The organism is Kitasatospora sp. Ki12, from assembly GCF_054601375.1.
In genome coordinates this window covers 64,978-78,411 of record NZ_BAAIHT010000007.1, presented here as the reverse complement: position 1 = coordinate 78,411, position 13,434 = coordinate 64,978, and the positions used below count along the sequence as shown (strand labels likewise).

Sequence of the window (13,434 nt, the reverse complement as noted above, 5' to 3'; positions counted from 1 at the left end):
AACCCCTTTGCGCATCAAGGAAGTTGCGAAGAATTGCGGGCCCTTCACCCCAGCGCTTCGATCGCTGCGGTGATCAGTGCGCGAGCGGCGCCGCCGTGCACGGCCAGCTCGGCGAAACGGGCGAACGTCCGTGCGTAGAGGGCCAGATCGCTGGGCGCGGTCACGGTGACCTGGGCCGACAACAGCTCCACCCCGGCCTGCCGGTCGTCGAAGAGGTTGAAGGTCTCGGTCGGCCACATGGTGCGGGCAGCCGTGAACGGGATGACGCCCAGCGACACCGACGGCATCGACATGACCCCGAGCAGATGGCCGAGCTGCCCGGCCATCACCTCGTCGTCGCCGATCCGGTACCGCAGGACGGACTCCTCGATGACCGCGACGAACCGGCGCCCTCCTCCGAAGACGACGCCGGAACGGGCGAGCCGGGCCTCGACGGCGGCTTCCACATCGTCCGGGGTCTGGCGGACGTCGGCCACAATGCGCAGCAGGGCGCCGGCGTACTCCCTGGTCTGCAGGGCACCGGGGACTACGCGGGAAGAGTAGGCGCGGAAGTGGCGGGTTCGGGTGTAGAGCGGTACCCGGGCTTCCTGTGCCCGGCGCAGGCCCGTGCGAGTGATCCGCCGCCACTCGACGTACAGGGAGTCCGCGGCCCTGTTCGAGGCGACCAGGTCGGCCGCCTGGTCGTCGGCTCCACAGGCTCGACACCAGGCTCGGACGTCGGAGTCCGACGGGGCGACCTTGGCGTTGAGGATTCGGGAGGTCTTGGCCGGATGCCAGCCGCAGCGGGCCGACAGTTCCCCGCCCTTCAGGCCGGCGTCGCGCATCAGCTCGCCGAGGCGCGCGGCGAGGGCCAGACGGGCAGCCTGGGCGCCGGAGGACGGGGAGATCGACATCGATGCTGTTGGCCAGTGCCTACGTAATCAGACGGCGTACTTCTCGTGCGGCACGGCCCGCTCCCAGGCCGTCTCGAACGCGGTGGCGCACAGGCCGGCGACTGCGGGGTCGTCGCTGAAGGACGGCCCGGCGGACTCCCCGTCACCTGTGAAGTGGTTGAACCGCACCAACTCGCCGTCGAACAACCAGAAGTCGTTACCCGGCAAGGCGATGTCCGACGCCTGCCTCCGGGGCAGCCACCGGATCCGCTCGCCCGCGGCGATGTTGGTGAAGGTGCCGGAGTGCTCGAACCGGATGTACTCCGACACCGGCTCGGACACGATCCGGACGCGCCTGATCTCGACGCCCCGGGTGACGGTCTCCTCGATCAGTGTCAGCCACGGCCGCCACCAGGACACCCGGTCGTCAGGGTCGTGGCGGAAGCCGTCCCGCCACGCCGCGAATGCCCCGATCTCCTTGGCCACGCTGTAGGAGTCGCGCATCTCCAAATGGACTGCGCTGGATCGGGCGGCGGCCAGCTGCTCAGCGAACCTCGGCACCTTCTGCGGCATCGCACGCCTTCCTCAAGATCGGCACCATCCGCGCCGGCAGCCGGACCACATCCTCCGTGCTGGGGATGCTGCCGGTCTCCAGGCACTTGGCGCGCAGGTTCTCGGCGGCCTTCCAGCCCTGCACGACGATCTCGTCAGCTTCGTCGTCGTACCAGACGGTCGGGCACTCGTCGTCCCCCGTGTTGGGGTCTATCCCGATCAACCGTAGTGCCATGCCGACTCCCTCTCGCAAGCTGATTGCGCGGATTTGCCAGACGTTCCACGACTGAGCGACCACCGTCAAGACCCCCCATCACGGCATATCCGGCTGCAGAAGTGGGACACCGAGCACGTGTCGCACACGCTGTGGGCACGCCGACGACGAACACCTTCACCGGCCCGGTGATGGCCACCACCCTGGAAGCCGCCACCGCCGGCTCATAGGCCCCCGCACCAGCCGCAGGCCCGGACCGCATGTGGGGGCGGTCCGGGCCTGCGGCATGTCTGGGTTCAGATGTCGCCGAACTCGCCACCGCGGGCAGCCGCGACGAACGACTCCCAGGCTGCAGAGGGGAAGAGGAGAGCCGGGCCCTGGGGGTCCTTGGAGTCACGGACCGGCGCCAGACCGGGGAAGTCTGCGGTTACCTCGATGCAGTCACCACCGTTGTTGCTGTAGCTACTCCTGAACCACGCAGCGCTGGCCAGGTCCACACGATCCGCCATGACGCTCCTCTCAGACCTCGCCGAACTCGCCGCCACGGACAGCAGCGACAAACGACGCCCACTCTTCGATCGGGAAGACGAGGGCAGGCCCCTGAGGGTCCTTCGAGTCACGGACGGGGGCCAGGCCGGCGAAGTCGGCGGTGACCTCGACGCAAGTACCGCCGTTGTTGCTGTAGGAGGACTTGAACCACTGGGCGTCGGCCAGGTCTACACGGGGAATCATGACGTTCCTCTCACGCCTTGCTTGCGGATCTTCTCCAGTGACGCGGCCTTCGACAGCGCTTCCACCTGGAGCTGACGGAAGTCCCGCTCCCAAGCCTGAGCAGTCTCGGCGTCTCGCGCGAGGAAGCCACGCAACTGGCACTCCGAGTATGCCAGGAGTGTTCGATCCGTCATGGTCAACAGCGTGACAACCATGGTGAACGGCAGTTCCTCTGCCAGCGAGAACGGCGCCACCTGGATGGTGATGTTCGGACGGCTCGCAAGGTCTTCAAGATGCGCCAACTGCCGCGCCATGACCTTGGGCCCTCCCACCTTTCGCAGGAGGGCCCCCTCGTCCAGGACGAAGTGCAGGCGCGGCGCCGACTTCTGGCCAAGAAGCTTCTGGCGTGTGGCCAGGAAGTCGAGTCGATCCGCCGCCTGCTCCTCGGTGATGCTGCCGCGTCGTACGGCCGCGTGTGCAAAGGCGGCGGCGTACTCCATCGTCTGCATCAGGCCAGGCACGATGCCCAGCTCGAAGTGGGAGATCCCCTGAGCTCGTGCCTCTTGCTGCGCATACTCGGGAAACCCTTCCAGCAAGGACGAGCCGCTGAGACTCCAGTACGTCAGTTCCAGCGATCCACTGGCATCCAGGGCCCCGTCAGCGACACGGACCCAGTCGAGTGTGGGATTGCGCGTCCCTCTTTCGAGGTTCGAAATCTGACTATCACTCAGCACCGTCCGCTTGCCGAGTTGGGTCTGCGTCAGGCCCGCCGCCTTGCGCAACCTGCGCAGTTGGGCCCCAAACGCCTTGAGGGGCGAAGCCGATGGATCCAGCTGAGACTCACGCATCGTCAGGCCTCCGACGCCAAGCGAATACCACAACGGGAAACTGTCAAGTGGGAACGCCTTCCGATAGTAGGGGCAACCACGCCACCATGGCTACACCCGGTAATTCACCGGAAGCACAGTGCTACCCGTGGAGCCCCCATGCCTGACGCGCAGGACCCCTCCTTCTTCCAACTCCACGAGGTGGTACGGGACTTCAGCCGCCACGAGAGCGTCTTCGTCGACGTCGAGTTCGGCAAGGCGGTTCTCCGGCCGCTGGGGGCGAGCGGCCCCCTGCGGCGGGTCGAGCTCTCCTCGATCCGGCCGCTGGAGCCCCGGGAGTTCGCACCGGGGACCTGCGGGACGTCGCGTCGCCGGCCGTTCGACGGGTGGCCTTTGCCCTCCGACAGCAATTCCTCACATCTGGAGCAGAGTTGAGCAAGGCCCTCTTCAGCAGCAAGCCCCCCGGCCGGCGGTCGGGCCAGCAGGCCCTCGTCCTGCGAGAGGACCCCGGAGGGTCGGGCGACTTCTTCGTCCTCCTGGTCGATTCCGTCCACCACGACGGGCTGACCCTGCCCGGCGGCAGCGCCGAGCAGAACGAGCTCCCCCACCTCGCCGCCCGGCGTCACCTCGAAACGCAGACCGGGCTCGTCCTGCCCCTCCGAACCATCCTCACGGTCGACTACTCCCCCGCCGCCGAACTCCCCGAGAGCCTGGACTTCGTGTACGCCGGCGGGGTGGTCACCTCTCGGCAGGCCGGAGCCGTCCGACCGCACCAACCACCCCAGGACGTCCGCGCCCTGCACTGGGCGCCCCAGGCCAAGCTGCGCCGGGTCATGACGGACGACCAGTACCGCCGCGTCGAGGACGCCTGGGACGCCTGGGAGCACGGCGCCGGCGTCCCCCTCCTCGTCCGGGGCGTCCCGGTCCCGGTCGGCTGACCGGGACCTCAACCGGCGACGACGCCCGCGAGCCCGGACCGCGAACGGTCCGGGCCTTCAGGTCGGGCTCCGGCTCAGACTCCGCCGAACTCGCCGCTGCCCGGCCGTCGTTGCCCCGGTAGAGCTGGGTCCCGGCGACGACGATCTGTCGGGTCGGGTCGGGGTTGGCGTCGAGTTCGTCCGCGCTGCGGTAGCCGAGGACCGCGCCGGTGCGGGTTCTCACGCCGGTGTTCGGGCCGACGGTGTGGAAGACGCAGGCGTCGAAGAGCAGCACCCCGCCGACGGGGACGGGAACGGGGAGGGCCTGGTCGACGAGGTCGGCCAGTTCGGGGTGCTCGTCCATCCAGGTGCCGCCGCCACCGGGCTGTGGGACGCCGACATAGGGGGCGCGGTGGGAGCCGGGGACGATCCAGGTGCAGCCGGTCTCCACGCCGGCGTCCTCGAAGTACACGACGGCGGTGAGTAGACCGCGGGTGGGTTGGAGGATGTCGCGGTGCAGTCGGACCTCCTGGGCACCGGGGGCGTTCAGCGAGCCCTGGTTGTGGCGGTTGAGGACGTAGACCACGTTCGGGCCGAGCAGCGCGGTCAGCGGTGCGGTGAGGGCGGGGTGGGCGACGAGGCGGTGCAGCAGGGCCCGGTCGTGCTGGTAGAGCCGGTAGACCTTGGTCTGCCCGGCGGGCAGGCGGGCAGCACGGGTACGGATGACCTCGGCGACAGCGGCCAGGAGACCGCGAGGCAGGCCGGGGTCGGGCAGCCGCAGGTAGCCGAGGTCGCGGAAGTGGCGGGCCTGCTGTTCGGTCAGCGCGGGCCGGCAGGTGATGGACACAGTGGCCGGTCTCCTTCAGGCGGTGCGGCCGAACGCGGCCAGCCGGTCGGGGGTACCGAGGTCGGGGGCTGCGGTGCGGATGTCGTGGGCGCTGACGGGGTGCCCCTGGCTGATGACCCAGGGCATGAACTGCCGGTACAGGTCCGCCTCGTCCGGCTGAGTCTGGCGCTGGACGTATTCCTCGAACAGAGCCCGGAACGGGCCGGGGGTGAGGATGACGGCACCGGTACTGGTGGCCTGTCGCAAGCCCTGTCGGCTGCCGGTGGGCAGCGTGACGTCCACACCCTCCAGCGCGTGGACGACGAACCGGCAGCCGGGGTCGAGGAAGAGCCGGCCCGCGTTCTGCGCGCAGCGGCCGGGCGCGGTGGTGACGGTCCAGGTCACCACCGCCTGGCGGGAGCGGTGCGTGGCGACGGCGGCGGGCAGCAGGGCGGTGGGAAAGAGCGTGTCGGCGGGCAGGACCACAGCAATCGAGGTGTCGGGCAGGTGGGCCAGCGCGGCGTAGGCGGCTCCGGCGGTGCCGAGCGGGTGGTCCTCGCGGTGGATGGTCAGCTCCGCCTGCCGGGCCGAGTGGGTGAGGGCGTAGGTCTCGACGTCCTGGGCTCCGCTGGCGGGGTCGGTACTGGTGAGCACCGCGATGTGGCGGAAGCCCACGGCGGTGAGCTGGGTGAGGGCGTGGCCGAGCATGGGAGTGCGGCCGGTGGGGGTGTCGATCGGCACCAGGACCTTCGGGGTGCGGTGCAGCTCGGGGTCGTCGCAGGCGCGCAGGCGGCTGCCCTTGCCACCGGCCAGGACCAGGGCGACGGCCCGGGCGGGCAGGGAGACGAGGGTGCTGGTGTACCAGTCGGCGGGGCGGGTGTCGGTGGTGCTCCGTTCGGCCATGGCGTCCTCCCGGGTGGGTGAGCGTGGGGTGTCGGGCCCGGCCCGCCCGCCGTCTCCCGGGCTACAGGAGGTTCAGCATGTCCAGGGCGCGGTAGGCCGCGGCGGTGTCGGTCAGCTCGCCCCGGCGGAGCACGCGGGTGCGGAACTCGTCCAGGGTGAGGGTGACGACATCGATGAACTCGGTGCGTTCCGGCTGCGGTTCGGCGACCTCGACGCAGTCGGTGGCGAGGAATGCGAAGCGCAGGGCGTTGGAGTAGGCGTCGTGCCAGTACGGTCCGGCGGGGTGGATCCGGCCCTGGTAGCCGGTCTCTTCCAGCAGTTCCCGGGCGATGGCGTCCGCCGCCTCTTCGCCGGGTTCGAGGAAGCCGCCCGGCAGTTCGTACAGCACGCGGTCGGGGCCCGGCCGGTACTGGCGGGCGAGGATGACGCGTCGGTCGGGGGTGAGCGCGAGCACCGCGCCGGCCGGACGCTCACGCTTGAGGTAGAACTCCTCCTTCCGTCCGTCGGGCAACTCGAAGTCGACCCGGTCGACGGACCGGCCGAACTTGCTGAAGACGGTGGCGCGTTCGATCTCGCGCCACGGCGCGGTGGTGTCGGTCATGGCCAGACTGTACGGCCCTGGCCCGGCCGGTAGTTTCTGCGCCGGAGCCGGTGCCCGTCGGCAGGCGGGGCGCATCCAGGAGACCACCTGATCGGGTGATGGGGACAGGGCAGATCGGTGGGCAGTTCGCAGACCGCTCGATACGCTGGATTCTCTCCCTGCACCGAGAGTTGGGGGTGGGGTTTCATGGCGAACGCGCTGTTCAGGCACGCGCGGCTTGCGCTGGGCCTGACACAGGGCCAGGTCGCCGAACAGGTCCGGGGGCTGGTCGAGACGGTGGCCGGGCGGGAATCGCCGTTTGACGCCGGCTATGTCTCCCGCATAGAACGTGGCCTCATCACTTGGCCGCACGGGCACTACCGGCAGGCCCTCTGCCTGGTCCTGAAGGCGGGAACGGCAGCCGAACTGGGTCTGGTTCCCAAGCAGGTCCACCACCACGATCACCCCGATGAGGTGAGTCCCTCGAACCGCCGAGACGCCCTCGCCGCCGCGCTGGCCGGCCTGTTGCCGCCGGCCAGACCGCTCTCCCGCCTGCGCAGGGCAGACGTCACCACGATCGCCGAGCGCATCGGCGTGCTGGAGCGCTGGGATCGCCGATCCGGTGGGCGGGCCGTGCGCGACTTCGCACTGCGAGAGCTGCGCGCCGCCATCGACCTCACCTCGGCGTCGACCACCCCCGCCGTGCGCACCGCACTGCTCGGCGCGATCACCCGCCTGGCCAACCTGACTGCCTGGTCGAGCTTCGACGCCGGTCTGCACGACGAAGCCCGCCCACTGTTCCGGCTCGGTCTGACCGCCGGCCGTGAGCACGGCGACACCGGCCTGCTGTGACCAAGCCCTGCTCCTGGCCGGGCAGGTGGACGGTCGCCTGCCCGCCGCGGCCCGGGCGATGCTCGCCGCCGTCCGCGCCCAGGCCCACGCTCTGGGTGGGGACGAGCGGCAGGCGGCCCGGCACCTGCTGGCCGCCGAACGCGCCTACGAGCGCGTCACCGATCTCGCCTCGGGTCCACCATGGACGACCACCATCACCGTCGCCAAGCTCGGCAGCGACACCGGCTTCGCCCTCTACCTGCTCTCCGCCGCCACCGGCCGCGACAACCCCCAGGTCGTCGCCGACCTGCGTCGGGCCGCCGAGGCCGACACCTCCCAGGCCCGGGTGCGGGCGATGGCCACCACGCGCCTGGCAACTGTGCTCTATCGGCAAGGCGATCGCGCCGAAGCCGACCACCACGCCGCCCAGGCGGCCGCGCTCGCGGCCACCGTCGGCTCCACCCGGCTGGCCTCCGCTCTCGCCGACATGCGTCACGCCGCCGGTGCGCTGACGGCCCGGTGACGAATCACCGAACACGGTCAGGCCGGAAGGTTCGCGCCCTGCACTGGGCGCCGCAGGCCAAGCTGCGCACGGTCATGACGGACCACCAGTACCGCCGCGTCGAGGACGCCTGGGACGCCTGGGAGCACGGCGCCGGCGTCCCCCTCCTCGTGCGCGGGGTCCCGGTCCCGGTCGGCTGACCGGGACCAGCAAGAGCACCTACAGCCTGCTCGGGGCCGTCGTCAGGAAGTCCAGGACGAGGGGCCCGGCCTGGGCGCGGAACTCCTCGAAGTACGCGTGCCGGGCTCCGGGGATCAGGTGCAGCCGGGCGCCGGGGATGCGGTCGGCGAGCAGGGGCGCGTTGGCGGCGGGGTTGAGCAGGTCGTCGCCTCCGTGGACGACCAGGGTGGGCGCGCCGATCTGCGGCAGGAGGTCCCAGGCGTCGTGCCGGTTGCTGGCCACGAGGTGGTGGCGCCGGGCGTGGGCGGGCATGTCGGGGTCGCCGAGGGTGTGGTGCGGGCCAGGGTGGGCGTCGAGCCATCCCGGGGTGTACATCAGGTCCAGCAGGGCCTGCCGGGCGGCGCCGGGCTGGGATTGCGCCAGGGCCCGGCGGACGTCGTTGCCGCGTTCGACACCGTGCGGGCCACCGGGTGAGGTGCAGCCGAGGACCAGGGCGCCGACCCGGTGCGGGTGGCGGGCCGCGAGGTGCTGGGCGACCCGTCCGCCCATGGACGTGCCGTAGACGTCGGCCCGGTCGATGCCGAGGTCGTCGAGGACGGCGATGACGTCCTCGGCGAAGAGTCCGGTGCTGTGGGGGGTGTCGGGCTTGTCGCTGTCGCCGGTGCCGCGGTAGTCGAGCGTGAGGGTGCTGCGGGCGGGGTGGAAGTCGGCGCGGACCGCGTCCCACCAGTGGTGGTTGTTGGCCTGGCCGGCCAGCAGGACCAGCGGCGCCCCCTGGCCGTGGTGGAACTGGTAGGCGATGCGGACGCCGTCCGGTGTGATCGCGTGCGTCATGACTGCTCCGGCACCCGGTAGTCCGGCCCCGCGGCTTCGGCGTACGCGAGCCAGGCCGCCCCCGCGGAGTGGACGTGCAGGTCGACGGCGACCTCCTCGCCCTCCCAGCGGCCGCCGTCCGAGATCGCGAGGCCGATCAGCGCCAGGTTGCCGGCGTGGTCCCGCACCTCGTACTGCTCACGGGTCTCCTCGCCGAGCTCGCCGTCCGAGTCGTCCCGCTCCCAGGCGTCCACCGCGGCCTGGGCCACCGCCCGGGGCAGCCGCACCGTGACCTTCCCGACCTGGGCGTGGACGTGGTCCCCGATCTCCGCCAGTACCTTCGCTTCTTCCCGGTACAGGGCGTACCGCTCATGTTCCGTCACGGGGCGAGGCTACTGGGAGCGCCGGACCCGTCTCGACCGAATTGATCCGCGAACCTGGTCGCCGGCCGGAGATCGTCATCGGATCCAGCGCAGAACGGCGGCGGCGCCCGAAGGGGTCGCCGCCGAACATCGCCGAACGTCACTGACGGCACGCCACGGCGTTCCGGCCGTGGGTGACGCCCCATGGCACATGGACTGCCGGCAGACGACGGGCGTGGGACATCGGGCCCGGACCGCGAACGGTCCGGGCCCGCGGTGATGGGTGCCCTCGCCGGGCTCACGGGAGCCGGTGCACCGGGGTGACCTCGCGGATGTGGATGAGGACGTCGAAGGCGTCGGCCAGGGAGGCGACGGCCAGGTGTTCGGCGGCGTCGCGGTCCGGGGTGTAGACGCCGCTGATGACGCGGGCCTTCGCCGGGCCGTCCCACTGGCCGCGGACGTCGTCGTGGCGCAGGTCCAGCCAGTGGGCGGGCAGGCCGGCTTCGCCGAGCCTGGCGTCGACCAGGTCCGCGCCCGGGGCCGGGAGGACGGCGACGCCGAGGTCGCCGTGGTGGAAGCCGATCGCGGCGGAGACGTACTGCGTGCCGTAGCGCTTGCGCAGCAGGGTGCCGGCGGTGGTCTGCGGGCCGCGTTCGGGGGCCAGGCCCAGCACCGTCTCGGTCGCCGAGGTGTGGGCGATGCCGTCCCAGTACACGGTGCGCAGGCCGGTCGTGTGCTGGAAGTCTCCGACGATGTCGGCGCCCACCTCGGCGTCGCCCGCGAAGCTGCCGCGCCCGGCGACGCTGTGCTCGTGGAAGTCGACGATCAGGCGCATCCTCGCGACCACGTCCTCGGCGCCGGGACCCGCCAGGGACTCGACCAACGCGAGTGCGTCGCGGGCGTGTTCGGCGAACGGCCGTCCCGGGTGGACTCCCCGCGCCCGCTGCACGTGCTCGTCGATCTGGTGGGCGGTGCGGATGGGGTCCAGGTGGGCCGCCAGCTGCGCGAGCCGCTCCGGTGCCGACGCGCGGACGTGGGCCAGGACGGCGTCGTAGTCGTCGGGCGCGGCCTGGGCCGGCTTCACGCCGAAGATCCGGACGGGGTCGTCCGCGTGGTCGCGGTTGAACGCCCGGATCCACTCCAGGGCGCCGGCCATCTCCTCGGTGCGCCACGGCCGCCAGGCGCCGTCCAGCGCGGACGCGGCGGAGCCCCCGTCACCGCCCACGTACGCGTCGAGGGCCGCGGCGGCGCCCGCGCTGTCCTGGACGGCCAGCGCGCGGAAGCCGTGGTCGCGGACCAGCCGGCGGAACAGCTGGTCCCGTACCCCGAAGGTCTCCCGGGAGAAGCGCGTGGACTCCCCGAGGCCGATCACCGTCGCCCCGGCGGCCAGGTGTGCGGCGATCTGGTCGAGCACGGTGTCGGACAGCGGGAGGGCCAGGGTGTGGTCAGTGTTCGAAGGGGCGGGGTGGTGCAGGGGTGCGGTGTCGTTCGGCATGCCGCTCAGTCTTGTACCTCAAGCTGACTTGAGGTCAAGCGGCAACGATCGCCGGCTACTCCTGCACCCGGTAGGCCGTCCCCGCGGCTTCGGCGTAACTGAGCCAGGCCGCCCCCGCGGAGGCGACATGCAGGTCGACGACGACCTCGTCGCCCTCCCAGCGGCCGTCATCCGAGATCGCCAGGCCGATCAGCGCCAGGTTTCCGGCCTGGTCCCGTGCCTCGTACTGCTCGCGGGTCTCCTCGCCGAGTTCGCCGTCCGAGTCGTCCCGCTCCCAGGCGTCCATCGCGGCCTGGGCCACCGCCCTGGGCAGTCGCACCGTGACACGGCCGACCTGGGCGTGGACGTGATCCCCGATCTGCGCCAGCAGCTTCGCGTCTTCCCGGTACAGGGCGTACCGCTCATGTTCCGTCTGTTCCGTCTGTTCCGTCTGTTCCGTCTGTTCCGTCACAGGGCGAGGCTACTGGGGCCGCCGGCCCCGTCTCGACCGAATTGATCCGGGCCCGGCGGAACCCGTGCGGTCAGCGCGAGTCACCGCGGGTGGGTGAGGTAGCGGCCGAACGCCTCCTGCCCGTCCGGGACGAAGCGCCACCGCCGCACGGCCTCCCGCAGCTCCGCCTCCGTCAGCCAGCCGTGCCAGGCGACCTCCCCCGGGTCGGGCGTCACCTCGCCCGTGATCACGGCCTCGTGCACGCCGAGCCAGTACGGGGCGATCACACCCCGGCACAGGAACGTGAACAGGAGGCGCACCGGCACCCGGACGCCCAGCTCCTCGGTCAACTCCCGGGCCGCCGCCTGCTCATAGGACTCGCCCACGCCCACGGCCCCGCCGAACATCACCTCGTGCTGGCCGGGGAACCGGGACAGGTTCTCGGGCCGCCGGTGGACCAGCACCCGCCCCTGCCGGTCGCGGCAGACCGTCGTCGCCACCCGGTGCAGCCAGCCCCGACGGATGGCCTCGCCCCGGTCCACCACCCCCAGCACCCGGTCCTGATCGTCCACTCGCTCCACGAGTTCACCCACGGCACCAACGATCGCACGACCCGCCAGCGTTCTCGCCTCCGCCGCCGCACCGGCTTTCTGGACTTGTGGGTCCAATTTCGGCTGCCTACCGTGCTGTTCGTTCCCTCCCGAACGAGCCCGCACAGGAAGGCGGTCACCCCATGTACGCGATCCGGATCGAGGAGCACGGCGGCCCCGAGGTCATGCGGTGGACCGAGCTGCCGGACCCGGTGCCCGGCCCCGGCGAGGCGCTGGTGCGCCTGGGCGCCGCCGGGGTGAACTACATGGACGTCGGCGCCCGTTCGCAGGGCACGGGCGGTTGGGCGGCGCCGACGGTCCTGGGCGCCGAGGGGATGGGGTACGTCACCGCCCTGGGGCCGGGGGTGTGGGACCTGGCGGTCGGCGACCGGGTCGCCTGGTTCTACCACCCGGGCAGCTACGCCGAGTTGCTCGCCGTCCCGGCCGCCTCGCTGGTCAAGGTGGACGACGACGTGCCGGACGAGGTCGCGGGCGGCCTGCTGATGCAGGGCCTGACGGCGAATCACCTGAGCACCGAGACCTACCCGGTCGGCCCGGGCGACACGGCCGTGGTGCACGCGGCGGCGGGCGGGGTGGGGCTGCTGCTCACCCAGCTGGTCAAGGCCCGCGGCGGGAACGTGATCGGCCTGGTCTCCCGCCCGGAGAAGGCCGACGCCGCCCGCCGGGCCGGTGCCGACCACGTACTGGTGCACTCCGGCGCCGGTTTCGAGGAACCGGTACGGGAGTTGACCGGCGGCCGCGGGGCCGACGTCGTCTACGACGGCGGCGGCGCCGACACCTTCGCCTCCTCGCAGCTGGCCCTGCGCCCGCACGGGGTCCACGCCTACTACGGGCCGTTCATGGGCGTGCCGACCCTGCGGCCCACCGACCTGCCCAACAGCATCCTGCTCACCTACCCGGTGGTGCACCACCACGTCGCCACCCGCGAGGCCCTGGTGCGGCGCGCCGGCGAGGTGTTCGGCCTGGTCCGGGACGGGCGGCTGACCCCCCTGATCACCGGCCGCTACCCGCTCGCCGAGGCGGCCCGGGCGCACGCCGACCTGGAGTCCCGCCGTACCACCGGCAAGCTGCTCCTCCTCCCGTGACCGGACGGGGCGCAGTGCGCGAGGATCGGACCCGACCACCAGCACCGGGAGGGCACGTGCCGCTGACCCGCAAGGGCGCCGCAACCAGGCGGCGCATCGTCGAGGGCGCCGCCGGGCAGATCCACGAGGAGGGCGTGTTCGGGCTGCGCCTGGAGGACGTCATGGCCCGCACCGCGACCAGCAAGAGCCAGCTGTTCCACTACTTCCCCGGTGGCAAGGACGAACTGCTGCTGGCCGTGGCCCGCCACGAGGCGGACCGGGTCCTCGACGAGCAGCAGCCCGAACTCGGCTCCCTCACCTCCTGGGACGCCTGGCAGCGGTGGCGCGACAAGGTCGTCGCCCGCTACCGCGCGCAGGGCTCGGACTGCCCGCTGCACGTGGCCCTGTCCGAGCTGGGCTCGGCCACCGGCGCGGCCCGGACGGTGGCCGGCGAACTGCTGGCCCGCTGGCAGGACCAGCTCGCCGCCGGCATCCGCCACCTCCAGGACGCCGGCGAGGTCTCCCCCGCCCTGGACGCCGAGCAGGAGGCCGCGGCGCTGCTGGCCGGGGTCCAGGGCGGGGTGCTGATCCTGATGACCACCGGCTCGATCGCGCACCTGGAGGCCGCCCTGGACGTCTCCCTCGCCCGGCTGCGCGCGGCCCGGCCCGGGTCGGCCCGACGAGGGTCGGATCTGACGGCGAACGGCTGACGATGTGGCACGGGCCACACATAAAGGCCGGTTG

General features: G+C 71.8%; 20 protein-coding genes. 6 read left to right on the top strand and 14 right to left on the bottom strand.

What is annotated here, in order from left to right; genetic code table 11:
* Nucleotides 1-44: 44 nt before the first annotated feature.
* The 6 genes from ACYP53_RS43415 to ACYP53_RS43390 all read right to left on the bottom strand — a co-directional run bounded on the left by ACYP53_RS43415 (nt 45) and on the right by ACYP53_RS43390 (nt 3,197).
* Nucleotides 45-893 (bottom strand): helix-turn-helix domain-containing protein, encoded by an 849-nt coding sequence (locus ACYP53_RS43415; protein WP_189924388.1) that lies wholly within the window; start codon nt 891-893, stop codon nt 45-47.
* A 27-nt stretch (nt 894-920) separates the two neighbouring features.
* Complete coding sequence (locus tag ACYP53_RS43410) at nt 921-1,445, bottom strand: DUF6879 family protein (protein WP_459651359.1); 525 nt, start codon at nt 1,443-1,445, stop codon at nt 921-923.
* Nucleotides 1,417-1,659, bottom strand: coding sequence for a hypothetical protein (locus tag ACYP53_RS43405; protein WP_459651358.1), 243 nt, complete (start codon nt 1,657-1,659; stop codon nt 1,417-1,419). Before ACYP53_RS43405 ends, ACYP53_RS43410 begins: the two co-directional genes overlap by 29 nt.
* A gap of 275 nt (nt 1,660-1,934) precedes the next feature.
* Complete coding sequence (locus tag ACYP53_RS43400) at nt 1,935-2,147, bottom strand: DUF397 domain-containing protein (protein WP_459651357.1); 213 nt, start codon at nt 2,145-2,147, stop codon at nt 1,935-1,937.
* Nucleotides 2,148-2,157: 10 nt separating this feature from the next.
* Nucleotides 2,158-2,370, bottom strand: a complete 213-nt coding sequence (locus ACYP53_RS43395) for a DUF397 domain-containing protein (RefSeq protein ID WP_189924380.1) — start codon at nt 2,368-2,370, stop codon at nt 2,158-2,160.
* Nucleotides 2,367-3,197, bottom strand: a complete 831-nt coding sequence (locus tag ACYP53_RS43390) for a helix-turn-helix domain-containing protein (protein WP_189924378.1) — start codon at nt 3,195-3,197, stop codon at nt 2,367-2,369. The genes ACYP53_RS43395 and ACYP53_RS43390 overlap by 4 nt, the downstream gene beginning before the upstream one ends.
* A gap of 138 nt (nt 3,198-3,335) precedes the next feature.
* Between ACYP53_RS43390 and ACYP53_RS43385 the strand changes: the two genes are divergently transcribed.
* The gene (locus tag ACYP53_RS43385) at nt 3,336-3,611 is read left to right on the top strand and encodes a hypothetical protein (RefSeq protein WP_459651356.1); all 276 of its coding nucleotides are present in this window, start codon (nt 3,336-3,338) and stop codon (nt 3,609-3,611) included.
* Complete coding sequence (locus tag ACYP53_RS43380) at nt 3,608-4,114, top strand: NUDIX domain-containing protein (protein ID WP_459651355.1); 507 nt, start codon at nt 3,608-3,610, stop codon at nt 4,112-4,114. Before ACYP53_RS43385 ends, ACYP53_RS43380 begins: the two co-directional genes overlap by 4 nt.
* Here ACYP53_RS43380 and ACYP53_RS43375 read toward each other — a convergent pair.
* From ACYP53_RS43375 to ACYP53_RS43365, 3 genes are all read right to left on the bottom strand, one after another.
* Nucleotides 4,008-4,940 (bottom strand): phytanoyl-CoA dioxygenase family protein, encoded by a 933-nt coding sequence (locus ACYP53_RS43375; protein WP_459651354.1) that lies wholly within the window; start codon nt 4,938-4,940, stop codon nt 4,008-4,010. The genes ACYP53_RS43380 and ACYP53_RS43375 overlap by 107 nt on opposite strands.
* A 15-nt stretch (nt 4,941-4,955) precedes the next feature.
* On the bottom strand, nt 4,956-5,822 hold the full coding sequence (locus tag ACYP53_RS43370) for a nucleotidyltransferase family protein (RefSeq protein ID WP_459651353.1): 867 nt from the start codon (nt 5,820-5,822) through the stop codon (nt 4,956-4,958).
* 61 nt (nt 5,823-5,883) lie between these two features.
* Entirely contained in the window at nt 5,884-6,423 is a 540-nt protein-coding gene (locus tag ACYP53_RS43365; protein ID WP_189924372.1) for an NUDIX hydrolase, read from the bottom strand.
* 186 nt (nt 6,424-6,609) lie between these two features.
* Between ACYP53_RS43365 and ACYP53_RS43360 the strand changes: the two genes are divergently transcribed.
* A complete protein-coding gene (locus ACYP53_RS43360) occupies nt 6,610-7,254 on the top strand; it encodes a helix-turn-helix domain-containing protein (RefSeq protein ID WP_459651352.1) in 645 nt (214 codons plus the stop codon).
* Entirely contained in the window at nt 7,226-7,756 is a 531-nt protein-coding gene (locus ACYP53_RS43355; RefSeq protein ID WP_459651351.1) for a hypothetical protein, read from the top strand. Before ACYP53_RS43360 ends, ACYP53_RS43355 begins: the two co-directional genes overlap by 29 nt.
* Before the next feature lie 198 nt (nt 7,757-7,954).
* Here the strand turns inward: ACYP53_RS43355 and ACYP53_RS43350 are convergent, their stop codons facing one another.
* The 5 genes from ACYP53_RS43350 to ACYP53_RS43330 all read right to left on the bottom strand — a co-directional run bounded on the left by ACYP53_RS43350 (nt 7,955) and on the right by ACYP53_RS43330 (nt 11,608).
* Nucleotides 7,955-8,749, bottom strand: a complete 795-nt coding sequence (locus ACYP53_RS43350; RefSeq protein ID WP_459651350.1) for an alpha/beta fold hydrolase — start codon at nt 8,747-8,749, stop codon at nt 7,955-7,957.
* Nucleotides 8,746-9,111: a hypothetical protein gene (locus ACYP53_RS43345; protein ID WP_459651349.1), complete on the bottom strand. Its 366-nt coding sequence runs from the start codon at nt 9,109-9,111 to the stop codon at nt 8,746-8,748. The genes ACYP53_RS43350 and ACYP53_RS43345 overlap by 4 nt, the downstream gene beginning before the upstream one ends.
* Before the next feature lie 277 nt (nt 9,112-9,388).
* Nucleotides 9,389-10,585 (bottom strand): erythromycin esterase family protein, encoded by a 1,197-nt coding sequence (locus tag ACYP53_RS43340; protein ID WP_189924366.1) that lies wholly within the window; start codon nt 10,583-10,585, stop codon nt 9,389-9,391.
* A gap of 55 nt (nt 10,586-10,640) precedes the next feature.
* On the bottom strand, nt 10,641-11,036 hold the full coding sequence (locus ACYP53_RS43335) for a hypothetical protein (RefSeq protein ID WP_459651348.1): 396 nt from the start codon (nt 11,034-11,036) through the stop codon (nt 10,641-10,643).
* 80 nt (nt 11,037-11,116) lie between these two features.
* The gene (locus ACYP53_RS43330) at nt 11,117-11,608 is read right to left on the bottom strand and encodes an NUDIX hydrolase (protein ID WP_459651347.1); all 492 of its coding nucleotides are present in this window, start codon (nt 11,606-11,608) and stop codon (nt 11,117-11,119) included.
* A gap of 140 nt (nt 11,609-11,748) precedes the next feature.
* Between ACYP53_RS43330 and ACYP53_RS43325 the strand changes: the two genes are divergently transcribed.
* On the top strand, nt 11,749-12,711 hold the full coding sequence (locus tag ACYP53_RS43325) for a quinone oxidoreductase family protein (protein WP_459651346.1): 963 nt from the start codon (nt 11,749-11,751) through the stop codon (nt 12,709-12,711).
* 56 nt (nt 12,712-12,767) lie between these two features.
* A complete protein-coding gene (locus tag ACYP53_RS43320; protein WP_459651345.1) occupies nt 12,768-13,400 on the top strand; it encodes a TetR/AcrR family transcriptional regulator in 633 nt (210 codons plus the stop codon).
* Nucleotides 13,401-13,434 lie beyond the last annotated feature (34 nt).